At 65.7% G+C, this 24,437-nt stretch carries 25 protein-coding genes and 1 tRNA gene; 16 read left to right on the plus strand and 10 right to left on the minus strand.

The features are described from left to right. The 3 genes from ACESL8_RS10310 to ACESL8_RS10320 form a co-directional block, all read right to left on the minus strand. On the minus strand, positions 1–220 hold a 220-nt coding region (locus tag ACESL8_RS10310; protein WP_372918497.1), incomplete at its 3' end, for a TSUP family transporter. Positions 221–251: 31 nt separating this feature from the next. After that, positions 252–794 (minus strand): rhodanese family protein, encoded by a 543-nt coding sequence (locus ACESL8_RS10315; protein ID WP_372918499.1) that lies wholly within the window; start codon positions 792–794, stop codon positions 252–254. Further along, positions 754–1,110: an ArsR/SmtB family transcription factor gene (locus ACESL8_RS10320; RefSeq protein ID WP_372918501.1), complete on the minus strand. Its 357-nt coding sequence runs from the start codon at positions 1,108–1,110 to the stop codon at positions 754–756. Before ACESL8_RS10320 ends, ACESL8_RS10315 begins: the two co-directional genes overlap by 41 nt. 65 nt (positions 1,111–1,175) lie before the next feature. Here ACESL8_RS10320 and ACESL8_RS10325 point away from each other — a divergent pair, with 65 nt between their 5' ends. Both ACESL8_RS10325 and ACESL8_RS10330 read left to right on the plus strand, forming a co-directional pair. Next, on the plus strand, positions 1,176–2,051 hold the full coding sequence (locus ACESL8_RS10325; RefSeq protein WP_372918503.1) for an MBL fold metallo-hydrolase: 876 nt from the start codon (positions 1,176–1,178) through the stop codon (positions 2,049–2,051). Positions 2,052–2,151: 100 nt separating this feature from the next. Next, the gene (locus ACESL8_RS10330; RefSeq protein WP_372918544.1) at positions 2,152–2,850 is read left to right on the plus strand and encodes a peptidylprolyl isomerase; all 699 of its coding nucleotides are present in this window, start codon (positions 2,152–2,154) and stop codon (positions 2,848–2,850) included. Between the two features lie 11 nt (positions 2,851–2,861). On the opposite strand, the gene map is transcribed toward ACESL8_RS10330, so the two are convergent. Next, positions 2,862–3,686 (minus strand): type I methionyl aminopeptidase, encoded by an 825-nt coding sequence (map, locus tag ACESL8_RS10335; RefSeq protein WP_372918505.1) that lies wholly within the window; start codon positions 3,684–3,686, stop codon positions 2,862–2,864. Between the two features lie 82 nt (positions 3,687–3,768). On the opposite strand from map, the gene ACESL8_RS10340 reads away from it, so the two are divergent. Genes ACESL8_RS10340 through ACESL8_RS10375 form a run of 8 tightly spaced genes read left to right on the plus strand, consistent with a single transcriptional unit; the run spans position 3,769 to position 10,458 of the window. Next, positions 3,769–4,569, plus strand: coding sequence for a competence/damage-inducible protein A (locus ACESL8_RS10340; protein WP_372918507.1), 801 nt, complete (start codon positions 3,769–3,771; stop codon positions 4,567–4,569). A gap of 6 nt (positions 4,570–4,575) precedes the next feature. Next, a complete protein-coding gene (locus tag ACESL8_RS10345) occupies positions 4,576–4,860 on the plus strand; it encodes a hypothetical protein (protein WP_372918509.1) in 285 nt (94 codons plus the stop codon). 5 nt (positions 4,861–4,865) lie between these two features. Further along, a complete protein-coding gene (gene pyrF / locus ACESL8_RS10350; RefSeq protein WP_372918511.1) occupies positions 4,866–5,543 on the plus strand; it encodes an orotidine-5'-phosphate decarboxylase in 678 nt (225 codons plus the stop codon). Then, positions 5,540–6,178 carry a phosphoribosylanthranilate isomerase gene (locus ACESL8_RS10355; RefSeq protein ID WP_372918513.1) on the plus strand — a complete coding sequence of 213 codons (639 nt, stop codon included), beginning with the start codon at positions 5,540–5,542 and terminating at the stop codon, positions 6,176–6,178. Before pyrF ends, ACESL8_RS10355 begins: the two co-directional genes overlap by 4 nt. Continuing rightward, the gene (gene trpB, locus ACESL8_RS10360; RefSeq protein ID WP_372918516.1) at positions 6,175–7,389 is read left to right on the plus strand and encodes a tryptophan synthase subunit beta; all 1,215 of its coding nucleotides are present in this window, start codon (positions 6,175–6,177) and stop codon (positions 7,387–7,389) included. Before ACESL8_RS10355 ends, trpB begins: the two co-directional genes overlap by 4 nt. Further along, complete coding sequence (trpA, locus tag ACESL8_RS10365) at positions 7,386–8,234, plus strand: tryptophan synthase subunit alpha (RefSeq protein WP_372918518.1); 849 nt, start codon at positions 7,386–7,388, stop codon at positions 8,232–8,234. The genes trpB and trpA overlap by 4 nt, the downstream gene beginning before the upstream one ends. Continuing rightward, the gene (gene accD, locus ACESL8_RS10370; RefSeq protein ID WP_372918520.1) at positions 8,231–9,097 is read left to right on the plus strand and encodes an acetyl-CoA carboxylase, carboxyltransferase subunit beta; all 867 of its coding nucleotides are present in this window, start codon (positions 8,231–8,233) and stop codon (positions 9,095–9,097) included. The genes trpA and accD overlap by 4 nt, the downstream gene beginning before the upstream one ends. Positions 9,098–9,138: 41 nt before the next feature. Then, complete coding sequence (locus tag ACESL8_RS10375) at positions 9,139–10,458, plus strand: folylpolyglutamate synthase/dihydrofolate synthase family protein (protein WP_372918546.1); 1,320 nt, start codon at positions 9,139–9,141, stop codon at positions 10,456–10,458. A gap of 5 nt (positions 10,459–10,463) precedes the next feature. Here ACESL8_RS10375 and ACESL8_RS10380 read toward each other — a convergent pair whose 3' ends face one another. Further along, entirely contained in the window at positions 10,464–11,027 is a 564-nt protein-coding gene (locus ACESL8_RS10380) for a helix-turn-helix domain-containing protein (RefSeq protein ID WP_372918522.1), read from the minus strand. Between the two features lie 101 nt (positions 11,028–11,128). Between ACESL8_RS10380 and ACESL8_RS10385 the strand changes: the two genes are divergently transcribed. Next, entirely contained in the window at positions 11,129–11,641 is a 513-nt protein-coding gene (locus ACESL8_RS10385) for a DUF6456 domain-containing protein (protein WP_372918524.1), read from the plus strand. Positions 11,642–11,646: 5 nt separating this feature from the next. Beyond that, positions 11,647–12,192, plus strand: a complete 546-nt coding sequence (locus tag ACESL8_RS10390; RefSeq protein ID WP_372918526.1) for a superoxide dismutase family protein — start codon at positions 11,647–11,649, stop codon at positions 12,190–12,192. Positions 12,193–12,212: 20 nt separating this feature from the next. On the opposite strand, the gene ACESL8_RS10395 is transcribed toward ACESL8_RS10390, so the two are convergent. Then, a tRNA-His gene (locus ACESL8_RS10395) sits at positions 12,213–12,289 on the minus strand. Between the two features lie 154 nt (positions 12,290–12,443). Between ACESL8_RS10395 and ACESL8_RS10400 the strand changes: the two genes are divergently transcribed. Then, a complete protein-coding gene (locus ACESL8_RS10400; protein WP_372918528.1) occupies positions 12,444–13,547 on the plus strand; it encodes a Glu/Leu/Phe/Val dehydrogenase dimerization domain-containing protein in 1,104 nt (367 codons plus the stop codon). An 18-nt stretch (positions 13,548–13,565) separates the two neighbouring features. On the opposite strand, the gene ACESL8_RS10405 is transcribed toward ACESL8_RS10400, so the two are convergent. Next, on the minus strand, positions 13,566–17,675 hold the full coding sequence (locus ACESL8_RS10405; RefSeq protein ID WP_372918530.1) for a translocation/assembly module TamB domain-containing protein: 4,110 nt from the start codon (positions 17,673–17,675) through the stop codon (positions 13,566–13,568). A gap of 23 nt (positions 17,676–17,698) precedes the next feature. Beyond that, positions 17,699–19,717 (minus strand): autotransporter assembly complex family protein, encoded by a 2,019-nt coding sequence (locus ACESL8_RS10410; RefSeq protein WP_372918532.1) that lies wholly within the window; start codon positions 19,715–19,717, stop codon positions 17,699–17,701. A 364-nt stretch (positions 19,718–20,081) separates the two neighbouring features. Between ACESL8_RS10410 and ACESL8_RS10415 the strand changes: the two genes are divergently transcribed. Both ACESL8_RS10415 and ACESL8_RS10420 read left to right on the plus strand, forming a co-directional pair. Then, on the plus strand, positions 20,082–21,035 hold the full coding sequence (locus tag ACESL8_RS10415; RefSeq protein ID WP_372918534.1) for a DUF808 domain-containing protein: 954 nt from the start codon (positions 20,082–20,084) through the stop codon (positions 21,033–21,035). Positions 21,036–21,087: 52 nt separating this feature from the next. Continuing rightward, on the plus strand, positions 21,088–21,651 hold the full coding sequence (locus tag ACESL8_RS10420) for a hypothetical protein (RefSeq protein ID WP_372918536.1): 564 nt from the start codon (positions 21,088–21,090) through the stop codon (positions 21,649–21,651). 4 nt (positions 21,652–21,655) lie between these two features. Here the strand turns inward: ACESL8_RS10420 and ACESL8_RS10425 are convergent, their stop codons facing one another. Both ACESL8_RS10425 and ACESL8_RS10430 read right to left on the minus strand, forming a co-directional pair. Then, positions 21,656–22,537, minus strand: coding sequence for a neutral zinc metallopeptidase (locus ACESL8_RS10425; protein WP_372918538.1), 882 nt, complete (start codon positions 22,535–22,537; stop codon positions 21,656–21,658). A gap of 27 nt (positions 22,538–22,564) precedes the next feature. Then, positions 22,565–23,473 (minus strand): S1/P1 nuclease, encoded by a 909-nt coding sequence (locus tag ACESL8_RS10430; RefSeq protein WP_372918540.1) that lies wholly within the window; start codon positions 23,471–23,473, stop codon positions 22,565–22,567. Between the two features lie 115 nt (positions 23,474–23,588). On the opposite strand from ACESL8_RS10430, the gene ACESL8_RS10435 reads away from it, so the two are divergent. Next, a partial coding sequence (locus ACESL8_RS10435; RefSeq protein WP_372918542.1) for a DnaJ C-terminal domain-containing protein occupies positions 23,589–24,437 on the plus strand: 849 nt, incomplete at its 3' end.

The raw sequence follows: 24,437 nt of genomic DNA on the forward strand, positions 1-24,437 counted from the left end.
ACGGCCATTTCACCGTGCCGGCGCGGGCTTGCAGCAGCAGATTGGCACCGGCATTGAGGGCAACGGCCGCCGCGCCGGTGCCGATTGCCACGTGGGGATCGGTGATGCCCACGGCATACAGCAGCCACGGGGTGGCCAGCACCGATCCGCCGCCGCCGAACAGGCCGAGCAACAAGGCAATGATGGCGCCGCCCAAGGCGGCCAGCAGGCTTTCGATCATGGCATCAAGCCCAATAGTTCAGGCGCTTGGTTCAGGCTGGGCGCCGGTTCCACGGCATCACGGCCAGCAATTGCGCCATGCCGCACCAGCCGGTGATGCCGGCAAAGCTGAGCCCGGCGCCGACAAAGCCGGCCAGCGCGATCCATGGCGGTGCCACAAAGATGCTGAGCATCACGCCGGCCAGCACCAGCAGCCCGGCCGCGATCTGCACCTGCCGCATGATCGGCAGCGGGATAGCGGCTTCCCGGCCGGCGATCGGCAGGCCGGCGCGGGCCCAGGCATCCACGCCGCCTTCCAGCATCCAGGCGCTGCCGCCCGGCACCCGGGCCAGCAGCCGGCCACTGCTGGCGCTTGTGCGCCGACCGGTCTGGCAGGTGAAGATCACGCTGCTGTTCATTCCGCAGGCCAGCGGGCCGGTATCGGGCAGGCTGAGCGGTAGCGACAGCGCGCCGGGAATGTGGCGAGAAGCGAATTCATCGGCTTCGCGTACATCCACCAGCGCGGCGTGGCCGGCAGCGACCAGCGACGCTGCTTCAGAAGGGGACAAGGTTTTCAACAAGATCTGTCTCCGCATGTTCGGCCGGCACATTGGATGGCGGGCAATAGATGCTGGCAAGCGTGGTGATCACGGCCTTCACCGCTGGATTGGCCAGGCGATAGACAATCGCCTGGCCTTCGCGGCGGGTGACAACCAATCCCTCGGCGCGCAGCACCGCCAGATGCTGCGACAGCGCCGATTGCGACAACCGGCTGGCGAACTGGCCAGCCTGCAATTCGCCATCGACCAACTGGCACAGCACCAGCAGGCGGGAATCGTGCGCCATGGCTTTCAACAGCCGGGCGGCTGCGGCAGCGGATTTTTCAAATTCGGCAAGGTCGGCAGGTATCATGCAGCCAAATATATCAGTTGATTCTAATTTAGCAAGTGATAATATAAAGCAACAGGAGAACATAGATGACCACTGCTGCCAATCACCCCGATGTCACCCCCTTCTTCGATCCGGCCACCAACACTTGGACCTATCTGGTTGCCGATCCGGCCACGGGCGACGCCGTGATCATCGATGCCGTGCTGGATTATGAACCCAAGGGCGCAGTGGTATCGCATGCCGGGCTGGAGCGGCTGCTGGCCGCCGCGCAGCAGCGCCAGTTGCAGTTGAAATATGTCATGGAATCCCACGTTCATGCCGATCATCTGGCTGGCGGCCACTGGCTGCGCGACAAGACCGGCGCGCCCCTGGTGATCGGTGCCCGCATCAGCGAGGTACAGCGCGAATTCGCACCGCGATTCGGCATGGATGATCTGGCCGCCGATGGCCGCCAGTTCGACATGCTGTTGGACGACGGCGCCGCTCTGCGGCTTGGCAATCTCACCATCCGGGTGCTGCACACACCCGGCCATACGCCGGCCTGTGTCACCTATCTGATCGGCGATGCCGCTTTTGTGGGCGATACGATGTTCATGCCGGATTATGGCACTGCGCGCTGTGATTTCCCGGGCGGCGATGCAGCGACCCTGCATGCCTCGATCGCCAAGATCCTGGCGCTGCCGCCCGAAACCCGCATTTTTGTTGGTCATGATTATCTGCCGGCCGGGCGCAGCGAATTTGCCTGCGAAACAACGGTGGCGGCGCAGAAGGCAGGCAACATTCATGTGCATGACGGCGTCGCCGCAGCGGATTTCATCGCCATGCGGCGCGCGCGCGATGCCACGCTGACGCCGCCGCAGCTGATTCTTCCCAGTTTGCAGGTGAACATCGCAGCCGGCGAGCTGCCGCCAGCCGACAGCAAGGGCCGCCGTTTCCTGCGATTGCCGTTGCAGGTGATTTGATCAGGATCAACGCCGTTTTCCCGGTTTGCAGCTGCTGGTCGCCGGGTTGGTAGGTGGGAACACCTGTAGCGAATGCGTGCGGCAAGGCTATGATATGGTCATGATTCGCCGCACCCTTCTCGCCGCTGTCCTGTTGGGGCTTTCCATTCCAGTGATGGCGCAGGACGTTCCGGCCGCGCTGCCGTCACCGGCGACCGAACCCGCGCCCGAACCGGCGACCGTGAAAGTGGTGCTGACCACCGAACTGGGCCCGATCACCATCGCGCTGGAAACGCAACGTGCGCCGATCACCGCCGGCTACATTCTGCGCCATGTCGATGAAAGGCGGTTGGACGGCGCGGCCTTTTATCGGGCCTACAAGATCACGCCCGATGGCAGCATCGGCCTGGTGCAGGGCGGCATCCAGGATGGGCGCAAGTTGCTGCCGCCCGTGGCGCACGAGCCAACCACTGCCACCGGCCTCACCCATGATGAAGGCGCCATCAGCCTCGCCCGCGGGGCACCCGGCACAGCGCAGGCGCAGTTCTTCTTTGTTCTGGGCAATCTCAAGGCGCTGGATGCCAATCCTGCCGGGCCGGGCGACAATCTGGGCTATGCCGTGTTTGGCCGGGTAACCGATGGCATGGACGTGGTGCGCAAGATCCTGGCCGTGCCGATTTCCGTTACCAAGGGCGAAGGCGCCATGAAGGGCCAGATGATCGAAGCGCCGGTGAAGATACTGACGGTGAACAGATTGATTCCGCTACCCAAACCCGTGATCAAACCCGTAGCGAAAAAGCCGCGGCCGAAGCGTCGCTGATCAAGCGCCAATCAACAGGAATACGGCGGCGCCAGCCAACCCTTGGGCGAAGACGTGAAAATCTCAGCGCCGGTTTCGGTGATCCCGATGCTGTGTTCGAACTGGGCCGACAACGACCGGTCGCGCGTTACCGCCGTCCAGCCATCATCGAGGATTTTCACTGCCGGGCCGCCGGCATTGATCATGGGTTCGATGGTGAAGAACATGCCCGGCCGCAGCACGACGCCGCGCCCCGGCTTGCCGATGTGAACGACGTTGGGCGCCGTGTGGAATTCCTGGCCCAGCCCATGCCCGCAGAAATCGCGCACCACGCTGAAACGGTTGCGTTCGGCGTGGGTCTGGATGGCGTGGCCGACATCGCCCAGCGTCTTGCCGGGCTTGGCCTGTTCGATGCCCAGCATCAGGCATTCATAGGTGACGTCCACCAGCTTGCGCGCCTTGATCGGCACATCGCCCACCAGAAACATGCGGCTGGTGTCGCCATACCAGCCGTCCATCACCACGGTCACATCGATGTTGATGATATCGCCGCTTTTCAGCTTTTTCGGCCCGGGAATGCCGTGGCACACGACATGGTTCACCGATGTGCACAACGAATGGGAATAGCCGCGATAGAACACCGTGGCCGAACTGGCACCGGCTGCACGCACGAATTCCCAAGCCATCGTGTCGAGATCGATGGTCGCCGCTTCCGGCAGCACATGCGGTGTCAGGTGGTCCAGCACCTCGGCAGCCAGCCGCCCAGCAGTCCGCATGCCTTCGAAGGCTGCCGGGCCGTGCAGGCGCAGTTGGCCTTCGTGCGGGTCCATTACCGTGGTGTAGAGCGCTTGCGTCATGCTCACGCACTTACGGGTTTGCGCTGCCCAAGTCCATCATTGGGCATGGCCAGCCGCACAGCCATGCGCTAAACCGCCATTCATGAGTGACTTGAGCCCCAACGACCTTGGCCCCAGCGACCCCGGCCCCAGCGACCCCGGCCGCATCTACACCGCCGCCCTGGTCATCATCGGCGATGAAATCCTGTCGGGCCGCACGCAGGATGCCAATGCCGCCTATCTGGCCAAGTGGCTGGGCGTGCAGGGTATCCGCCTCAAGGAAGTGCGCGTGGTCTCTGACGAGATGGACGCCATTGCCGACGCGGTGAATGCGCTGCGGATCAGCCATGATTATCTGTTCACCACCGGCGGCATCGGCCCCACCCACGACGATATCACCGTTGATGCCATCGCTGCGGCGCTTGGCCGCGAGGTGATCGTGCACCCTGATGCCCGCGCCATCCTCGCCGATCATTATGGCGATCAACTTACGCAAGCCCGGCTGCGAATGGCGCGCACGCCCGCTGGTGCCAGCCTGATCGAAAATCCGCGCACCAAGGCACCGGGCATCAAGGTGGACAATATCTTCATCATGGCCGGTGTGCCGATGATCACCCAAGGCATGCTGGCGGCGCTGGATGGCAAATTGCCCGGCGGCGCCCCGGTGTTGGCGCGCACCGTGGCGGCCTGGACACAGGAAAGCCGCGTTGCCGACATCCTGAAGCGCACCGAAAAGGACAACCCCGGCGTGCAGATCGGATCCTACCCGTTCTGGCGCGAAGGCAAGACCGGCGCAAATTTCGTCATGCGCAGCGTGAGCGAGGCGCAGTTGGCTGATGTGGCACACAAGCTGATGGCGGCGCTGGCCGAAGCTGGCATCCCCCCGGTTGACGGAGAGTTGTGAGGGCACATGGCTATGCGACCTTGGGCGATTTTCCGCTGGGTATTTCTGGCTGCGATGGCCGCAGTCTTCATCTTGCTGGCCGCGTCCAACTGGACATTGGTTGATTTCATCCTGCCCGATGGCACGGCCAAGGCGTTGCCGCTGCCGCTGCTGCTTGGCGGTGCCTTTCTGGCCGGCGTGATCCCCACCTGGATCTGGCATGTGCTGCTGCGTCCGCTGGCGTCAGGCCGCAGCGCCCGCCCGCCGCGCGTTGAACATACGCAAACCAGCGCCCCCACCAGCGGAGCCTGACAATCATGGCCAACCCGGTGTTCGTGGCGATCGATACGCCCGATGTGGCTGCTGCGCGCGCGCTGGTGGCGGCTGTTGCCCCGCATGTTGGCGGTGTGAAGCTGGGGCTGGAGTTTTTCTGCGCACACGGCCCGGCCGGCATTGCCGCAGTAATGCAGGGCTTGGCGTTGCCGCTGTTCCTCGATCTGAAATTGCACGACATTCCCAACACGGTGGCCGGCGCAGTGCACAGCCTTGCAGCGCTGGCACCGGCCATAATCACCGTTCATGCCGCCGGCGGCCGCGCCATGCTGGTCGCGGCGCGTGCTGCTGCGCCGGCAAGCACCCGCGTGGTTGCCGTTACCGTGCTCACCAGCCTTGATGCTGCGGATCTGCTTGATGCCGGGGTGCCCGATGGCGCCGCGGCTCAGGCTGTGCGGCTGGCGCTGCTGGTGCGCGCTGCGGGGCTGGACGGGATCGTGTGTTCGCCGCACGAAGTTGCCGCCATCAAAGCGCAATGGGCCGATGGCCTGTTCGTTGTCCCCGGCGTGCGCCCGGCCGGCAGCGATGTGGGGGATCAGAAACGCGTGATGACACCGTCACAGGCGCTTGCGGCCGGGGCGGGGGTGCTCGTCATCGGCCGCCCGATCACGTCCGCGCCCGATCCGGCTGCGGCTGCCGCGCAAATCGCTGCCAGCCTGTGAGCGCCACGCCGTTCAAGATTTGCGGGCTTTCAACCCCCGAAACGGTGGACGCCGCGATTGCCGCCGGCGCTGCGCATTTGGGATTTGTGTTTTTCCCGCCCAGCCCGCGCCACCTCGATCCGGCCGGCGCCGCGCCGTTGATCGCTCGTGTGCCGGCGGGCATTGGCCGGGTGGCAGTGCTGGTCAACCCCGATGACGCGCTGGTCGCTGCCGTGATTACAGCTGGCATCACAATATTGCAACTGCACGACACTGGGCCAGACCGCGTGGCGCAATTGCAATCGCGCCACAATCTGCCGGTGTGGCTGGCGGCGGGCGTGAAAACCCGCGCCGATATTCAGGCCGCGCAAATCGCAGCCGGCCCGGCCGACCTGTTGCTCCTCGATGCCAAAGCGCCTAACGACGCGCCGTTGCCCGGCGGCAACGGGCTGTCCTTTGATTGGCGGCTGTTGGCCCAAACCCGGCCGGCGCGGCGCTTTGGTCTGGCCGGCGGGCTGGGTATCGCCAATGTTGCCGAAGCGGTGCGGGTGGTTCAGCCAGCGCTGGTTGATGTATCATCGGGCGTCGAGGCAGGGGCTGGGGTGAAATCGGTGGACAAGATCATGGCCTTTGCCAGCGAAGTGAGATCAGCATGAACGCCCCCATCACGTCCTTGCGATCCGGCCCCGACGCCAACGGCCATTTCGGTGAATTCGGTGGGCGTTACGTCGCCGAAACGCTGATGCCGCTGATCCTTGAACTGGAACAGGCGTATATCACCGCCAAGGCCGATCCGGCGTTCCATGCCGAGCTTGAAGACCTGCTCAAGCATTATGTCGGCCGCCCCAGCCCGCTTTATTTTGCCGAGCGGCTGACCGACGAATTGGGGGGCGCAAAGATTTACCTCAAGCGTGACGAGCTTAATCACACCGGCGCCCACAAGATCAACAATTGCATCGGGCAGATCTTGCTCGCCCGCCGCATGGGCAAGACGCGGATCATCGCCGAAACCGGCGCTGGCCAGCACGGCGTAGCGACGGCGACTGTGGCGGCGCGTTTTGGCCTGCCGTGCACCATCTTCATGGGCGCCCGCGATATCGAGCGCCAAGCCCCCAACGTGTTCCGCATGAAGCTGCTTGGCGCTGAAGTGAAGCCGGTCGAAAGCGGCAGCCGCACCCTGAAAGACGCGATGAACGAAGCCCTGCGCGATTGGGTGACCAACGTGCACGATACCTTCTACATTATCGGCACCGCCGCCGGCCCGCACCCTTATCCCGAAATGGTTCGCGATTTTCAGACGGTGATCGGCAAGGAAGCCCGCGCCCAAATTCTCGAACGCGAAGGCCGCTTGCCTGATATGCTGGTCGCATCGATCGGCGGCGGCTCCAACGCCATCGGGCTGTTCCACCCGTTTCTTGATGATGCCGGCGTGCAGATTGTCGGCATCGAAGCGTCGGGCAAGGGCCTCGAAAGCCATGAACACGCCGCCAGTCTCGCCGGCGGCCGCGCCGGTGTGCTGCATGGCAACAAGACCATGCTGCTGCAGGACGAAGACGGCCAGATCAGCGAGGCACACAGCATTTCGGCTGGTCTGGATTATCCCGGCATCGGCCCCGAACACGCCTGGCTGCACGCCATTGGCCGGGTGGAATATCAAAGCGCAACGGACACCGAAGCGCTGCAAGGCTTCCAATTGCTGTGCCGCACCGAAGGCATCATCCCGGCGCTGGAACCGGCCCACGCCATCGCCGCTGTTGCCCGCATCGCGCCGACGATGAGCAAAGACCAGATCATCATCGTCAACCTGTGCGGACGCGGTGACAAGGATATCTTCACCGTCGCCGCCGCGCTGGGAGTGACGATGTGAGCGGCGACCGTCTCTCCACCCGGTTTGCCGCCTGTGCCGCGCAGGGCCGCGCCGCGCTCGTCACCTTCGTCACTGCGGGCGACCCCGATTTGGCGACGTCGGCCGACATTCTGGCTGCGTTGCCGGGAGCAGGGGCCGACGTGATCGAGATCGGCATGCCGTTTACCGATCCGATGGCCGATGGCCCGGCGATTCAGCGCGGCAATCTGCGCAGCCTGGCCGGCGGCACCACGCTGCGCGCTGTGCTGGCGATGGTGAAAGCATTCCGCGCCAACGACAATGCCACGCCGATCGTGCTGATGGGCTATTTCAATCCGATCCTCAGCTTTGGCCCCCAACAGTTTGCTGTCGAAGCATGGGCGGCCGGAATTGACGGCTGCATCGTCGTCGATCTGCCGCCCGAAGAAGGCGGCGAACTGGCGCCGGCACTGTCTGCCCACGGCTTGCACCTTGTGCGCCTCGCCACGCCCACAACCGACGCGCGCCGCCTGCCGGCCGTGCTCAACGGCGCGTCGGGTTTCCTTTATTATGTCGCTGTGGCCGGCGTCACCGGTGCAGGCAGCGCGGCGGCGTCTGATGTAGCCCAAGCAGTGGCCCGCCTGAAAGCCGCCACCAACTTGCCGATCGCGGTGGGTTTCGGCGTGCGCACCCCCGAACAGGCTGCCGCCATTGCCGTTCATGCCGATGCCGTGGTGGTGGGCAGCGCCATCGTTGATGCCATTGGCGCGGCTGCCGAGGCCCGCGCCAATGATATTCCCGCCCGCGTCGCCGCCCAGGTGGCAGCGCTGGCCCACGCCGTTCGAACGGCTCGTCAGGTGAAAGCCGCCAAGGAGATGGCAATATGAGCTGGATCACCCGCACCCGCCAGCAGTTGACGGGCTTCCTGGCGCGCCGCGACACGCCAGACAATCTGTGGACCAAGTGCAAGAATTGCGGCGCCATGGTGTACACCAAGGAATGGGAAGACAACGCCAGCGTGTGTCCGCGCTGTGATCACCATGATCGCATCGGCCCCAAGGCGCGGTTCAGCCAGTTGTTTGACGGCGATTTTCGCGTGTTGCCGGCTGCCAAGGTGGCCGAAGACCCGTTGAAATTCAAGGATCAGAAGAAATACACCGATCGCCTGAAAGCCGCGCGCACCGCCACCGGTGAACCCGAAGCCATGATGATCGGCGATGGCCAGATCATGGGCCAGCGCGCAATCGTGGGTGTGCAGGATTTCGCTTTCATGGGCGGATCGATGGGCATGGGTGTGGGCGAGGCGTTCCTGGCCGGGGTCGATGCCGCGCTCGCTGCCAGCGCGCCCTACATCGTCTTCACAGCGGCCGGCGGCGCACGCATGCAGGAAGGCATCCTGTCGCTGATGCAGATGCCGCGCAGCACCGTGGGCATCCAGCAGCTGAACGAGGCCGGGCTGCCCTATATCGTCGTTCTCACCGATCCGACGACCGGCGGAGTGACGGCGAGCTATGCCATGCTGGGTGACATCCAGCTTGCCGAGCCGAACGCGCTCATCGGTTTTGCCGGCCAGCGCGTGATCGAACAGACCATTCGCGAGAAACTGCCCGAAGGCTTCCAGCGCGCCGAATATCTGCTCGAGCATGGCATGCTCGACATGGTGGTTCACCGCCGCGATTTGAAGGAAACGCTTGGCCGGCTGATCGGCCTGCTCATGGCGCGCCGGCCAAAAGACAGCGCGGCGGCGTGAGCCTGCCCCCGCAACTACCAACACCTCCGATTGGTGCGCGCATGCCGCCAGCGCGGTCCGACAATCCGCGCCTCGATGCGCTGCTGCGCAAGGCCCATGCCCTGCACCCGGCCGAGATCGATCTCACGCTTGGGCGGCTGGAACGGCTGCTGGGCGCATTGGGCAATCCGCACCACCGGTTGCCGCCGGTGTTCCATGTTGCTGGCACCAATGGCAAGGGCAGCACCTGCGCCATGCTGCGCGCCTGCCTCGAAGCCGAAGGGCGGCGCGTGCATGTTTACACCAGCCCTCACTTGATCCGTTTTAACGAGCGCATTCGCCTTGCAGGCAAATTGATCGACGATGATGCGCTGATCGTGCTGCTGAACGATGTGATCAGCCGCAACGGCGAAGCGCCGATCACCTTCTTCGAGCTCACCACCGCTGCCGCCTTCCTAGCCTTTGCCACCATCGAGGCCGATGCCTGCATCGTCGAAGTGGGTCTTGGTGGGCGCATGGACGCCACCAATGTCATCCCCAATGCGCTGGTGACCGGGATCGCCCAGTTGGGGCTGGACCACACCCAGTGGCTGGGCCCGAACATCCTTGATATTGCGCGCGAAAAATCGGGCATTGCCCGTAAGGGGGTACCGCTGGTCACCGGCCGCCATCCCGCCGCCGTCACCGCCCGCATTGCCGAAGTGGCCGGGCTGGCCGGCGCGAAGGTGATGATTCGCGGCCAGGATTGGGATGCGGCGGTGTATGAAGGCCAGCTGCATTACCGTGACGAAGCCGGCAAGCTGGCCGTTCCGTTGCCGCGCTTGGCCGGCGCCCACCAGCACGACAATGCTGCGCTGGCCATCGCAATGCTGCGCGCGCAATCGGCGCTGCCGGTAAAGGATGCTGCCTTTCGCGCCGGCATGGGCTGGGTGGAATGGCCCGCCCGATTGCAGAAACTGGAAAGCGGGCCGCTGTGGGCGATGCTGCCGGCGGGCAGCAGCCTGTGGGTGGACGGTGGCCACAACCCGGCGGCCGGCCGGGCGCTCGCCGAAAGCGTGCGGCCGCTGCTGCAACCCGGCCAGCGCCTGCTGCTGGTGACCGGCATGCTCGCTGCAAAGGATGCCGAGGGCTTTCTCAAAAGCTTCGCCGGCATGGCCAGCGCGCTTTATGCCGTGCCCGTGCCCGGCCACGCCGCCCAGGATCCGGTGCGCCTGGCCGCAGCCGCATCCGCCATGGGCATGGCCGCCGTAACCGCGCCTGATCTGCCCAAGGCGCTGAAGGCTATCGCCCGAGGCAGCGACACGCCGCCGCTGGTGCTGATCACAGGATCATTGCACCTTGCCGGCCGAGCGCTGGAACTGAACGGCAATTTCCCGAACTGAGGCGTTCAAGGCCGCCGCACCAGCATCGTCACCATTGCGAGCCACGGTACATCGGCCAGCACCTGTTGGCGCGCGCCCGGCGTGGTGGGCAGCAACTGGATGCGGCTGCCTTCCACCGCAATCAGTCGGCCAAAGGCAAAGCGGCCTGCCGGGCGGGGGGCGAGCACGTCGCGGTTGATGGCGCGGACAAATTGGCCGGGCGGCAGGCGCTGCGCCCAAAGCTCGTCGCCCTGGCGGTAATCACCCTGCGCCACGTCCACCACCAAGCCGATCAGATCACCCTGCGGCAGCGGCGGCAGCAGTGTGCGCGGCCGTTCCGGTGCATCGGCGCCGCCACTGCCGATCAGGGCGGCAACTGGCACATCGGCACGGTCGGGCAGGGTGACCAGCGTTGAAACCGGCACGGCCATCGCGCCGGCGATGCGTTCCAGCCAATCGATGGAAACGGTGCGCATGCCGGTTTCCAGTCGTCCGACGGTTTGCGGCGTGGTCGGCGGATCGCAGGCAGCGGCGACATCGGCCAGCGTGAGGCCGCGCGCCTTTCGCACTTCACGGATACGGGTGAGCATTTGGTCTCCTAAATATAACCTGTGTGGTTAATCCTGTCCTACAAACCTTGGATTATGCAAGGAGTTTTCCAGCATCAACGTGCCGCAACGGAGAAAATGCCATGCCCCGCCGCGCTTCCGAAACTGTTCCCGATGTCGTTCCGCCCACCGAAAACCGTTTGCTTGCCACCCGCATCCTGGCCGCCCCGGATATCGTCGATCGCGCCCGGGTGACCGTTAACCTGGCCGAATCGCCGTTGGCCTGGCTGGCGCGGCGCGGCCATGTATCGCCGGTGCAACTGCTGGCCAGCGAACGCTTGCGCGCTGATTTTTACCACGCCCAACTGGGCCCGCGCGTGACGATGCGCTGGGATCAATTGCCGGCGGTGCGCGGGCAGGGCGGCCCGCCCGATCTTTCTGGCGGGCAAATCTCTGCCAAGCGGCGGTTCGAGGCAGCGGTGGCGGCCTGCGGCCCCGGCCTATCCGACATTGCCTGGCGCGTGATCTGTCAGGGCGAGGGGCTGGAGACCGCCGAACGCGCGCTGGGCTGGCCGGTGCGCGCGGGAAAAATCGTTCTGCAACTGGCGCTTGATCGCCTGGTCAGCCATTATGGTTTCAGCCCATCAAAGGAGTGACCCCCATGCACCGTGCTGCCTTGCTATTGCCGCTTCTCGTGCTAACGGCCTGCGGCCCCAAGACGGAATCGCTGGGCCGGGTGGGCGGCGCGGCGCTGTCGCTGATGCTGTCCACGCGGCTTTTGACCGCTGATGGCAATTCACTGGGCGAGGTGGAATTGCTGCAGATGGCCGAAGGCGTGCAGATCATTGCCAGCGTGAGGGGGTTGCCGGCGGGCAGCTATGCCATGCACTTGCACAGCGTCGGGCGCTGCATTGGCCCGGATTTTGCCAGCGCTGGGCCGCATTTCAATCCGGCCGCCAAACAACACGGCCGCGACAATTCGATGGGCGCCCATGCGGGTGATCTGCCCAATCTGGACGTGAGCGAAAAGGGCGTGGGCACTGTGAACCTGATGTTGCCCGGCCTGCGCCTGATCGGCGGGGATGCGCCGCTGCTGGATGATGATGGCGCAGCGGTGTTGCTCCACGCGAAGCCTGATGATTATCGCACCGATCCCGCCGGCAATGCCGGATCACGCATCGCCTGCGGTGAGGTAAAACGGCAATGACGTGGGGCGTCGTGGAGGGGTGGGGCGACTGACGGGTCTTGAACCCGCGACCTCTGGTACCACAAACCAGCGCTCTAACCAACTGAGCTACAGTCGCCACGATGACGCCATCGGGACGCGCCGATTAGACGAGGCTGGGCATACTTGGCAAGCTAGAATCGCGGTGCCCGGCAATGTGAATGAGCGTTGCGTGCCCGAGAAATATAATTACAATGTCCGGCAATGAAATCCTGCCTACTGGAGTTGCTTCGATGACCGCTGCCGCCACCGATTCCCGTTTGCAAACCGTGCAACTGGCCGTGATCGATGCTGGCGCTGCCTCCGGTTATGATGCGCATGAACGCGTGGCGCTGGTGAAGGATGCCGCAACCGGCCTGCACGCCATCGTTGCCATTCATTCCACTCACCTTGGCCCGGCCGCTGGCGGTGTGCGGCGCTGGGCCTATGCCAGCGAGTCTGCGGCATTGACCGATGCGCTGCGCTTGTCACGCGGGATGAGTTACAAGAACGCGCTGGCCGGCTTGAAGGCTGGCGGCGGCAAGGCGGTGGTGATTGCCGATTCGCCCAAAACGAGCGCGCTGCTGGAAGCCTTTGGCGAGGCAGTTGCCGCGCTGGGCGGCCGTTATGTTACCGCCGAGGATGTGGGGATGAGCGACGCCGACATGGTGGTGGTTTCCCGCCGCTCCGCGCACGTGGCGGGCCTGCCGGTTGCCGCTGGCGAAGTGGGCGGCAACCCCGGGCCCTTCACGGCGCGGGGCACGCTGGCGGGCCTGAAGGCCGCCGTGCAGCACAAGCTGGGCACCGACCGTGTGGCGGGCCTGCATGTTGCCATTCAGGGTGTTGGCAGTGTCGGCGGCGCGCTGGCCCGGGCGCTGGCCGCCAAGGGCGCACGGCTGACCGTGGCCGATGTCGATGCCGCCCGCGCCGCCGCGCTGGCCGCCGAACTGGGCGCCGTTCAGGTGGGCGTGGACGACATCATGGCGGTAAAAGCCGACGTGTTCAGCCCCAATGCGCTGGGCGCGGCCCTGACCCAAGCCAGCATTGCTGCGCTGGATGTCGCGGTGGTGGCCGGCGCCGCCAACAACCAGCTGGCAACCCCTGCCGACGGGGCCCGCCTTTTGGCGCGAGGCATTCTGTACGTGCCCGATTATGTGATCAACGCTGGCGGCATCATCTCGGTGATGGCCGAATATCTGGCCAAGACCCAAGGCCACAAGGTGACGCTGGTTGAGGTCAACGCGGCGGTGGACGCCATCGGTCCGCGCCTCGCTGCCCTGTTCAGCGAGGCCGATGCCGCCGGCTTGCCGACAGATGTGGTGGCGGACCGGACGGCGCAGCGGTTGATCGGGCGGTAACCGGCTGAAGACTGGGCTTCAATAATCCTTCTTCCACCGCACACCGACCGATGTTCCGCCCAGCGTTGCGACCTGGCTGAGCACCGAAAGCGTGCGGGTCAGGCCGATCTCGATACTGGTGGCGGTGTAGCCCTGCGCGTCGGTGGCGAGTTCGACATAGACATTGCGGCCGACATATTGCCCGGCGGCGAACGTTGTCCTGCGCCCCGTTGCCACGTCGGCGGGCAGGATGCGCAGCCGGTCGATGCCCAGCCCCTTGCTCACCGCGCCGATCGGATTGAAGCCGCCGCCGCGCAAACTGGAGAGTGCGCCAGCCAATTGAATGGCCTCGGGAGCGGACAAATCGGTGACGCGGCTGCCGAACAGCACGCGTGACAGCACTTCGTCTTCGGGCAGGGACGGCACGGAACTGAATTTGATCTGCGGCCGCTGCGCCGTGCCATCGACATTGAGGAAAGCGGTGAAACCGTTGCCGGTGTTTTCGGCTGTGACGTTGATGATCGGATCGGGCGGGTAGCCGCCAACGAAGCGGATATCGCCGCGGGTAAGCTGAAAGCGCTTGCCGGCAAAATCATAATCGCCGCGCACCAGTTGCACCCGGCCAAACAGTTCGGGCGTGGTGGCGCCGCCGCGCAGCCGCACATCGGCCTGCCATTCCGATTTGATGCCCATGCCGATGACCATCAGCCCGCGATCGGCCTTGATGGCGAGGTTGAGCAGCCAGCGCGGTGGCGCCACGTATCGCAGGGTGCGCCGGCCCAGCACGCGGCTGTTTCGTTCGGTGACCTGAAGCACCGGCACATCGGCCACGGACGTGCGGCCAACCCGGTAATCGGCACGCGAAAGCGCCAGCGTGCCTGAAACCACGCCGCCATATTCGTCCGTCGCGACCCGGATCGTGCCGCTGCCGGTGGCCGAAAGGTCGTCGCGGCCCAGGATGGCGGCATCCTTCACGGCCATGCGGATATCCATCGGGAAGCCGCGTTCGTAGCTGAGGTCGATCGCGCCCGAGCCGCTGATGCTGCCCTGGCCGGATTTGCCGGAAAAACGCGTGAGTTCCAGTTTCGAGGCGGTAAAACGCGCATCGAGCGTAACATCGGTGGCGACCGCGCCCAGCAGCGGCGCCTCCACACGGCCGCCGGTGCCGCGCACCACACCGGCCACCTTTGGATCGCCCAGCGTGCCCGACACATCGGCTGCCAGCTGTACCTGGCCGCGTACATCCAGCGCGGTCAGGCCTGACAGACCCCAAAGATCCTGCGCTGGGCCGGTATAACGCAATTGGCCGGTGACGCTGGCGCCGAACAGGCGGTTGACGAAATTGGCATCGCCAAGCGCGATCGGGCCCAGCCGGGCCTGCGCGCGGCCTTCCACCTTGCCGGCGCGCACGATCACGGCGCGCAGCACCGTGCCGCCGCTGCCCAGCGCGGCATTAAGGCCAACGTCGATCGGCGTCGATGTGGAGGTGATGTTGCTGCGCGACAAGCCGTTCAGCCGCAAGGCGGCCGTGCCGGTGGGGGCGGCATCCCCCAGCTGCGTGAACGCGATGGTGCCCGATACCCGCCCTGCCAGATTGAGCGACGGATAGGCGAATGTCACCATCTGCAGCGACATCTTGTCGAGCCGGGCGTTCAATCGCTTGCTGTTGCCCCAGTCACCCGAGAGTTCGGCATTGCCGAGCGCGCTGGTCACCGTGAAGGGTGCGAGATGCCAGCCAGCCGCATCCCGGGTGATCACTGCGGGCGCAGCGAATTTGGCTGCGCGGCCATCATAATCGCCGCCGCCCGCGATTTGCCAGCGGCCCGGCGCGATATCGCCGGTGAAGGCGAGACGGAAAGCTTCACCGCTGTTGCCGTTCAGCGTCAGGCTGGCGGTACCGCGCCCGCCGGTAATCTGCAATTTGCCCTTGGCCTGTTCGATCACCAAAGTGCCGCGTTCCACCCCGGCCATATCGAGTTCGGCGTTGATGTCTGGGCCGATTTCGGGCAGCCGCACCCGCGCTGTCAGCCGCAGGCGTTCGGCGGTGATCGGCGCGGCAAAGGGCAGGGTGAGTGTGTCGCCGGTTAACGTCACATCGGCCTGTTGCACGCCCCCGGCCGCCGATAGCAGGGCACTGCCGGTGAGGCCCTTGCCGGCCAGATCGAGCGTGCCGGCGAACGGCCCCGCCGCCGACTGGTCGAGCCGGCCCGACGCCGAAAATCCCGCCACTTCCAGCCGCCCGACATCAAGGCGCAGCACGGGCGACAGGCTGATGCCGGCGGCGAGAGACACTGGCCCAAGCGCGGACTGGGCATCGCCGGTCACCTGCCAGCCGCTCGCCACCGGATCGATCTGGGCGCTCACGGCAGTCAGGCCATAGCCCGGGTTTGCCAGCCGGGCGATGAAGTGCGGCGCTGTCAGCGTGCCATTGCCGTCGAGCTGGAAGCTGCCCCAATCGCTGCTCGTGCCGGTGGCGGCCAAGGCGAAGCGGCCGCCGGCCCAACTGGCCCGCCCGCCTGCCGCAAGTTTCGGGGAGGACAGCGCCAGATCGGAAAGGGTGACGGCCAAGCTCGGCAGCAACGCGAAGCGGCCCGACAAGGCCAGGCCGCCGCCGCTCAAGCGGGTGAGGCCGCTGGCTGGCGGGCGCGGCGCGCTCAGGCGGAAGTCGCCGCTGCCGGTCATGCCCTGGTTGCTTGCGGGTTTCAGGCTGGCGCGAAACGTCCCATCGGCAAGGCCCAGTTGCGGCAATTCCCAGCCGCGCAGCTCGCCCGCCGCCGTAAGGCCCCAGGCGCGGCGGGCTGGCACGGCGGCAATGCCGATGCGGGCAGTCAGGGGCCCACTGGCGAGTTCCAGATTGTTGCCCTTCAGTTCGCCGTTCACAAACACCAACCGGCCTTCGCCGCGCCAGGCGCCGGCCAGCGGTTGCAGGTTATCGGGCAGGCCGGAAAGGTTGGTGGCGGTAGCGACCAGCGGTACCGACAGGCCGATGTCGCCCAGATCGGCAATCCCCGCCACCGACAGGCCGCTCAGCGCCAGCCCGCCGGGCAGGGCAAGGCGTTTCGCCGTCAGCCGCGCATCGATCAGCGGCGCCAGCAACGGCCCCGCCAGCCGGGCGGTCATCACGCCGCCATCAACACCCCAGTCTTTGGCCAGCGCGCTGCCATCCGCAAGGGTCAGGCGGGCATCGGCTTGGTTCCAGCGTTCCTCTGCGCGGTCGATGCGGCCGGCGAGGCGCCCCGACACTTGCCGGCCTGCAATCGTGAGGGTGATGCGGGTGAGATCGCCGTCGGGCGCGGCTTCGGCGGCCAGCGCCAGCCCGCCGGCCAGCGCTTCACGGGCCACGACAGGCAACAGCGCCGCCGGATCGATGCGGCCAGTGGCCGTGAGGCGGCCTGCCTTGCCGGCCAGCGCCAGATTGGCCAGAGGCGCCGCGCCCAGCCGGGCTGCCAGCGTGCCGCGCCAATCACGCCAGCGGCCGGTGCCGGTGGCTGTGGCGGTGAGCGGCTGCTTCAGGCCGACCAGCGCTGTAACAAACCCGCCGGCCGGTGCATTCAGCTTGGCATCAAGGGAAAAACGGTCACGGTCCGGTTCGGCATTCAGATGCAGGATAAGCGCATCGCCGGCTGCCAGCGCGCGGGCATCAAGATCGACCAGCGCGCGCCCGGCTTTCAGATCGATGCGGCCGCTGGCGGTCACCAGCCGCTGCGGCCCGGCGATACCTTTGGCGACCACCAGCCGGCCCAGTTGCGCCTTGGCGATGCTGATATCGATATCGGGCAGGATGCGCGGATCGGCAACCGGCTTCAGGCGCGGCAGGCGTTCCAGCGCGGCGACGGGGATGATCAGTTCAGCCGCTTCGAACCGGTTGTTGATCAGCGCACGCGGCGTCCAATCCAGTAGTACCTGCGGCGCGCTGGCAAATCGCCCATCCTTGTCGTGCAGTTCGACGCCTTCCAGCACGGCGCGTCCCCACAGATTGCCGCTGATCCGCGACACATGCAGTGACAGGCCATTGGCCAGGCCGAAGCCGGCCAGCCGGCGCGCCGCCCAGTCACGGCCGGGTTGGCTGTCGATGGCAAACGGCAGGGCGACGATCACCGCCAGCAGCGCCAGCAACGCGATCAGCACGAAGCGCAGGCGGCTCGTCATCAGCCGGGGGCGCAGCCTTCCCATCAAAACGCCTGTCCGATGGAGACGTAGAACACCAGGCGCGGATCGCCGCGCTGCCGGTTTACCGGAGTCGCGATATCGACGCGCACAGGACCAAAGCCGGTGTAGAAGCGCGCACCGATGCCGGCACCCAGCGACAGCCGGTCAAAGGCCGGGCTGACCCCGGTTGAAACTTCGCCGGCATCGACAAAGGCGACGATTCCCAGATCCTGGCCAAAGGCCTGAAAGCGATAGCGCGCTTCGAATGCCAGTTCGGTCAGGCTGTTGCCGCCGGTTGGCACATTGTTGGCATTGCGCGGGCCGACGCCCTGAAACACATAACCGCGCACCGAACCGCCGCCGCCGGCATAAAAGCGCCTGTCGGGCGCGATCACGCCGCGGTTGGCACCAACAATGCTGCCAATATGAAAACGCCCGGCCAGCACCAGATGGTCGCCCAGTGGTTTGTAGGCGGTGGCTTCGATCTGGGCCTTGAGATAGTTGAAATTGCTGCGTTCCCTGAGGGTGAATTCGGGGCTGAAGCGGGTGGTCAAGCGGAACCCGCGCGACGGGTTGAGCAGATCATCCGATTTGTCCCACGTCACGCTGGCAGGCATCGCGAGCACGGTGAACGTGCGGCGCGGATCGCCGGCCACGGATCGGTCGCGCTGGCGCGTCACCAATGCTTGCGCGCCGATGCTCCACGTCCAGTCCTTTTGCCAGATAATGTTGGATTCGCGCGCCAGCGATGCCGAAATCCCGACGGTTTCGGCGGCAAAGGCAAACTGCTGGCTGGCTGTCAAACCGCCCGTCACCAGCAGCTGGCGGTCGCGCTGGCCGAAATTTCGCATGCGCAATTCAGCTTGCGCCACCTGTTCGCGCTGAGCGGCGACGACACGGGCGGTGAAGCCGCCTTCGGGCGGCAGCAAGTTGCGGTGGGTCCAGGTGCCTTCGGCGCGCACGCCCTGGCCGGTGGAGAAACCGCCGGCCAGGGCGATGGTGCGGGTTGGCGCCGGATCGCTGCTGATATCGAGGTTGATCTGCTGGGTGCCGTCCTCCCGCAGAGCGCCTTCGGTCGGTTTGATCGCCACCGCGCCGAACAGGCCGGTTTGCACCAGCGCGCGGCGCAGATCCTCGCGGCCGGCGTTGCTGTAGCGGTCACCGGGCTTGAAGCGGGCGAGAAGGGCGACATGGTTGTCGTTCATGCCCTTGACCGCATTATCAATACGGATGGCACCGAACACGCCGCGCCGGCCCAGATCGACGCTTTGCGACAAGATCGCGTCGCGGCCGGCATGATCGATCACGATATCGGGCGGCGCGATGCGGGCAAAGGGATAGCCGGCATCGGCCAGGCGGATGGGCAGGGCATCCTGCGCCGATAGCACGCGCGCCGCCTCTACTGCATCGCCCACGCGGATCGGCAGCAGGCGGGTAACGATGCGCGCCGGATCGGCCGGGCCCAACGCCCCGGGCGGTGCCGTGATGGTAATTTCACGGAAATTATAAACCGGCCCCGGCTGGGCGGCGACACGCACGATTGTGGCCGGCTGGTCGGCGCTGCCCGGCACGATGGTGATCCGTGCCTGGCTGCCATAATAGCCGATCGATCGCAGCAGCAGCTCGACGAGATCGCGATCCTCTGCAATGCGGCGGCCCAGCTGGGCCAGGTTGGTTTCCTCGCTGCGGCGCTGCCAAAGCGAGGACAGGCCGCGAAATTCATCGTCCAGCCCCAGCACGTCCAGCCCGGTTACCTCAACGCGGTAACGGATGGCGGCATCGGGGGCAGCCGCTTCGCCAGCGGTCGTGGATTCGACGTCGGGCCAGGCCACGGCGTCGCCGCCAGGCAAATCGGGAAGCGGGTCCTGCGGGCCGGGGATTGCGCCGGGGATTGCGCCGGGGATTGCGCCGGGGATGGCCTGAGCGGCTGAAGAGCCTGGCGGCGCCGGCGCAGCTTGGGGCTGCGCAGTTTGAGCCTGCGCAGTTTGAGCCTGCGCGGCACTGGCCGCAGCGGCGATCATGATGGGCAAGATGAGGTGCACCAGCCAAGGTTTAACGGAAGGGCAAGACAGCGCAAGGCGCGGCAACCACTGGCGCCTGTCGCCGGTCTGGTGCAAGGAATAGTCTATGGTTTTATCTGACTCCCCCGTTCCGCGACCGCCTTCCACCCGTCCCCCGCCCAACCGTCCTCCACAACGGGGCGGCGGCATTCTCATTGCTTTTGGCGTTGTGGCCGGCGTCGTTGGCGGCGCGCTGATGGGGCAGCCATCAGGCGGGCTGCTGGTGGGGCTGGGCGTGGGCATTGGCGCGGCCATCCTGCTGGCTGTGCGCGACCGCCGCTGAACAACGCATTGCGCGGGCTGGTGGCCGCGATATCAAGCACCAACGATCTTGAGGGACGTGCGCATGGCTAGCGGCTTGTTTGCTCTTCTGGACGACGTGGCAGCCATCGCCAAGGTGGCGGCTGCCAGTATCGATGATATCGGCACCATGGCGGTCTCCAGTCTGGATGATACAGCCGCCGCCGCGGTCAAGGCTTCGGCCAAGGCTGCTGGAGTGGTGGTTGATGATGCTGCCGTGACGCCGCGTTATGTCGTTGGTTTTTCGGCCGATCGCGAGATCCCTATCGTTGCCAAGATCGCGCGCGGCAGCCTGAAAAACAAGCTGCTCATCCTGCTGCCGGGCGCGCTGGCGCTATCGTATTTCCTGCCGGTGGTGATCACTCCGCTGCTGATGGCCGGCGGCGCCTTTTTGTGTTTCGAAGGCGCGGAAAGACTGTGGGAAAAACTTACCCCCCACGATGAATCGGCTGATGACGACACGACGCTGGACCCGGCGACACGCGAACGCACCATGGTGGCCGGCGCCATCCGGACCGACATGATCCTTTCGGCCGAGATCATGGCCATCGCGCTGGGCACAGTTGAACAGGAACCCATTGCCGAACAGGCCGCCGCGCTGATCGTGGTGGCGCTGGGCATCACTGCAATCGTTTATGGCGCGGTGGCGTTGATCGTGAAAGCCGACGATCTGGGCGTGCACCTGGCGCGAGGGCGCAACGGTGCCGTGGCGGCGCTGGGGCGCGGGCTTGTTGTTGGCATGCCGCCGTTTCTGGTGCTGATCGGTTGGGTGGGCCTGTTTGCGATGCTGTGGGTGGGCGGTCATATCGTGATCGACGGCCTTTATAAATTTGGCATCGATGCGCCGTACAATCTGCTCCACGCCGGCATGCACGCAGTTGAAGGCGCGGGCGGCCTTGCGGTCTGGCTGGCCGAAGCCGGCGGCGCTGGCCTGCTGGGCATCGCGCTGGGCGGGACCATCGTGGCAGCTCTGCACACCATCCCGCGCAAGGGTCATTGATCAGCAACGTCGATTTCTGTATTGTTACGGCAACACACTGGAGCGTCAATCAATGAGGAATGCCCTGATCGCCATCCTGCTGTGCGGTGTAGCCGTCGCTGCCTGCAACGCCCAGCGCGAGGCGAAAGTGGAAGCTGATAAAAACGCCCAATTCACCCTGGGTGCCAGCGACGATGCCGTAAATGTTGACGGCAAGGATGATGGCGGCGTGAACATCAAGGTCGATACGGATTCAGGCGAAGTCGAACTCAAGTTGCCCGGCGGCCTGGAAGGCAAGGTGAAGTTCCCCGAAGGCCTCGATGCCGGTGCCAGGTTCGATCTGGACGGCCTGGGCCGTTATCCGGGCGCCAAGCTGATCAGTGTCAATGTGCAGGCCAGCGGCAAGGATGGCGACGGGCGCGGCTTGGCCGTGCTGGGCTTCAGCGCGCCCGGCACGGCGGGTCAGGTGGCCAACTGGTATGAGAATGCCTTGATCCAAAAGGGCCGCAAACCCAGCCGCAACGGTAACACGCTCACCGGCACCACCGATGACGGTGACCTTATGGTGATTGCCGTCGAGGACGGCGAGACTGGTGTCGCCCGCGGCCGCATCAGCATCACCGACCGCAAGGGCTGAGGCGTTACAGGCTGCGCGCCGCAAACGTGTCGCACGCCTGCATCTCGCCGGATTGCAGGCCCGCCTGCAGCCAGCGCATGCGCTGCGCCGACGTGCCGTGGGTGAAATTTTCCGGGTTGATGCGGGCGCCGGCCTTTTTCTGCAGCGTATCGTCGCCGATGGCCTGCGCGGCGCGCAGCCCTTCCTCGATGTCGCCGGCTTCGAGAAGGTCGCGATTGTGGAACGCCCACACGCCGGCGAAACAATCGGCCTGCAGTTCCTGGCGCACCGACAGCGCGTTGCCTTGCGCTTCGCCGCCGCTTCGCCGGGCCTTCTGCACCTGATCGGAAATGCCCAGCACCGTCTGGATATGATGGCCCACTTCATGGGCAATCACATAGGCGGCGGCGAAATCGCCGGGTGCGCCAAAACGGCGGGACAGATCATCGAAGAAGCTGGCATCCAGATAGACGTTGCGATCTGCCGGGCAGTAAAATGGCCCCATGCCGCTGTCGGCCTGACCGCAACCGCTGTTGACGCCGCCTTCGAACAGCACAAGTTTCGGCTGCGGATAGGCCTGCCCCACCTGCTGCGGAAACAGTTTGCCCCAGGTGCGTTCGGTGCTGCCCAGCACGCGGGCGATGAAGCGGTCGTGCTCACCGCTAAGCTTGGCCGGTGCTGTTTCCTGCGGTTGGCCAATTTGCGGCCCGCCAACACCGCTGCCATTAACCGCGCCGATCAGTTCAAGCGGGTTTTGCCCCAGCAGCAGTGCAATGCCGCCCACCACGATCATGCCGACGATGCCCAGCCTGCCTCCGCCGATGCCGCCCAGGCTTCTGGGCCCGCCGCCGCTGTCACCGCGGCGATCGACGATGTTGCTGCTCTCGTTCTCGTCGTCCAGGTTCATGGCAGCCGGCTCCTTGCGAAGCTGATGTTACCGGGCGGCTGGGCGAGTTGCCAGTGCTTCGTTAACCAGCAGGGCAATGCGGGTGCCGGCCCTGGTAACCTGATCGCGCACGGCCGGCGTCGCCTTGGCAACATAGTCGGGTGTCACCATGCCGCGCGGCAGCGCACGGAGCGCTTCTGCCGAAAACGAGCAGCTGTCGGGATAATCTTGCAGTTCGGGGTAGGCGGTGGTGCGCGAAATTTCCCATGCCGCGCGCGCCCACTCGGCCACCCGCGCGGCCGTATTGGCCGGGCCGGCGGTGAAGGCCCGGCGCTGCGTCCGGGTGATGCGCTGCGGCGCGATCGCCGGCGGCTCGGTGAGCGCGCGTTCGGCCAGCTCGCTATCCCAGATCCGGTGCAGGTTCATCCGGTCCGGCGCCTTGAAGCCGTAGGCGGCGCGGACGTTGTTGCCGCCCAGATCGGCCTTGTCTCCCAGATGTAGCGGCTGATGCATGTCGCCAATGAAATGCACCAGAAACGAAAAAGCCTGCAACCGTTCGTGCGCTGGCCGGCTGCGATCGGCCAGTATCGCCTGCTGGCGCGGGATCTGCGCTGTCACGCAGTCGCCGTTCGGGCATTTGGCGTTGATGTCGAACGCCGCGCACACGCTGATATTCTGGTAATGCCAGGGGGCCGAAAAAGCGAAGCGATCGCGATACTGGCCGCGCACGCAATCCGGCCACACGCTGGCGTCTTCGATGCTCGCCAGTTTGCAATCGGGCGTTTCCAGCTGCCGCTCGCTGCGCAGCAGGCGCTGCACCTCGGCGCGGGCGGCCGGGCTCAGCTGGCTCCAGGCGATGCTGCCGGTCAGCCGGTGGGCATAATCCCCCCACGCCAGTGCCGGCTGCGCAGCCAGAAGCGCAAGCGGCGCGAACAATCGAATCAGGCGATGCATCATGCTGCCGTCAATGACGCAGGGCGGCGGTGCTGGCCAGCCCGGCGCAGTGCAGCTATGGTATTGCAAAGCCGGCCCGCGCTGCGCATTTGCAGGCTGCCCAAACCACGGAAGAACGATGCGAGATCCCTACAGCGTTTTGGGCGTGCCGCGATCGGCAACAGAAGCCGACATCAAGAAGGCGTTCCGCAAGCTCGCCAAGGATAATCATCCGGATCGCAACGCCGACGATCCCAAGGCGCTGGAACGCTTCAAGGAAGCCAATCTGGCCTATGAGCTGCTGTCCGACGCCGCCAAGCGCGCGCAGTTCGATCGCGGCGAAATCGGCCCCGATGGCCAGCCGGCGAGTCCCTTTGCGGGCGGCGGCTATGGCGGGGGCGGGGGCTTCAATCCGCGTGATTTCGGCACCGCCGGCCGATCCGGCGCTGGAGCAGGGTCTGATTTCGCTGGCGCCGCCGATGATCTGTTTGCCGATATCTTCGGCGGCCGCAGTCCGTTTGGCGGCAGCGGCGCCAGAGGCGGCGGGGAGCGGGGTTTCCGAACTCAGGTGCGCGGGCCCGATGTCGCCTATCGTCTTACTGTGCCGTTCGTCGATGCGGTGCAGCTCAATCCGCAGCGCGTTACCCTGCGTTCGGGCCAGGCCATCGATATCAAGCTGCCGGCTGGCCTTGAATCCGGCAAGCAGATGCGGCTGGCGGGCAAGGGTGAACCCGGCCCCGGCGGCAGTGGTGATGCCATCGTCACCATCGAAATTGCCCCCCACCGCGCCTTTACCCGCGAAGGCGATGATGTGCGCCTGACCCTGCCCATCAAACTGGACGAAGCCGTTCTGGGCGCGAAAGTGCGCACGCCCACGGCCGAAGGCATGGTCTCGCTTTCAATCCCGCCCGGCACCTCGTCTGGCCGCATGTTCCGGCTGAAGGGCAGGGGCTTCCGCACGTTGAACGGCACGCGGGGTGATCAGCTG

This window comes from Sandarakinorhabdus sp. (assembly GCF_041689835.1).
Classification (GTDB): Bacteria; Pseudomonadota; Alphaproteobacteria; order Sphingomonadales; family Sphingomonadaceae; genus Sandarakinorhabdus.

Bases quoted from the DNA above. Each gene is read 5' to 3' on its own strand.
- map (WP_372918505.1), bottom strand. From the start codon at position 3,686: ATGACGCAAGCGCTCTACACCACGGTAATGGACCCGCACGAAGGCCAA.
- pyrF (WP_372918511.1), top strand. From the start codon at position 4,866: ATGGCCAACCCGGTGTTCGTGGCGATCGATACGCCCGATGTGGCTGCT.
- ACESL8_RS10345 (WP_372918509.1), top strand. From the start codon at position 4,576: ATGGCTATGCGACCTTGGGCGATTTTCCGCTGGGTATTTCTGGCTGCG.
- ACESL8_RS10385 (WP_372918524.1), top strand. From the start codon at position 11,129: ATGCCCCGCCGCGCTTCCGAAACTGTTCCCGATGTCGTTCCGCCCACC.
- ACESL8_RS10315 (WP_372918499.1), bottom strand. From the start codon at position 794: ATGCGGAGACAGATCTTGTTGAAAACCTTGTCCCCTTCTGAAGCAGCG.
- ACESL8_RS10340 (WP_372918507.1), top strand. From the start codon at position 3,769: ATGAGTGACTTGAGCCCCAACGACCTTGGCCCCAGCGACCCCGGCCCC.
- ACESL8_RS10420 (WP_372918536.1), top strand. From the start codon at position 21,088: ATGAGGAATGCCCTGATCGCCATCCTGCTGTGCGGTGTAGCCGTCGCT.
- trpB (WP_372918516.1), top strand. From the start codon at position 6,175: ATGAACGCCCCCATCACGTCCTTGCGATCCGGCCCCGACGCCAACGGC.
- ACESL8_RS10320 (WP_372918501.1), bottom strand. From the start codon at position 1,110: ATGATACCTGCCGACCTTGCCGAATTTGAAAAATCCGCTGCCGCAGCC.
- ACESL8_RS10380 (WP_372918522.1), bottom strand. From the start codon at position 11,027: ATGCTCACCCGTATCCGTGAAGTGCGAAAGGCGCGCGGCCTCACGCTG.
- ACESL8_RS10325 (WP_372918503.1), top strand. From the start codon at position 1,176: ATGACCACTGCTGCCAATCACCCCGATGTCACCCCCTTCTTCGATCCG.
- ACESL8_RS10390 (WP_372918526.1), top strand. From the start codon at position 11,647: ATGCACCGTGCTGCCTTGCTATTGCCGCTTCTCGTGCTAACGGCCTGC.
- ACESL8_RS10400 (WP_372918528.1), top strand. From the start codon at position 12,444: ATGACCGCTGCCGCCACCGATTCCCGTTTGCAAACCGTGCAACTGGCC.
- ACESL8_RS10375 (WP_372918546.1), top strand. From the start codon at position 9,139: ATGCCGCCAGCGCGGTCCGACAATCCGCGCCTCGATGCGCTGCTGCGC.
- ACESL8_RS10330 (WP_372918544.1), top strand. From the start codon at position 2,152: ATGATTCGCCGCACCCTTCTCGCCGCTGTCCTGTTGGGGCTTTCCATT.
- accD (WP_372918520.1), top strand. From the start codon at position 8,231: ATGAGCTGGATCACCCGCACCCGCCAGCAGTTGACGGGCTTCCTGGCG.
- ACESL8_RS10415 (WP_372918534.1), top strand. From the start codon at position 20,082: ATGGCTAGCGGCTTGTTTGCTCTTCTGGACGACGTGGCAGCCATCGCC.
- ACESL8_RS10430 (WP_372918540.1), bottom strand. From the start codon at position 23,473: ATGATGCATCGCCTGATTCGATTGTTCGCGCCGCTTGCGCTTCTGGCT.
- ACESL8_RS10425 (WP_372918538.1), bottom strand. From the start codon at position 22,537: ATGAACCTGGACGACGAGAACGAGAGCAGCAACATCGTCGATCGCCGC.
- ACESL8_RS10405 (WP_372918530.1), bottom strand. From the start codon at position 17,675: ATGACGAGCCGCCTGCGCTTCGTGCTGATCGCGTTGCTGGCGCTGCTG.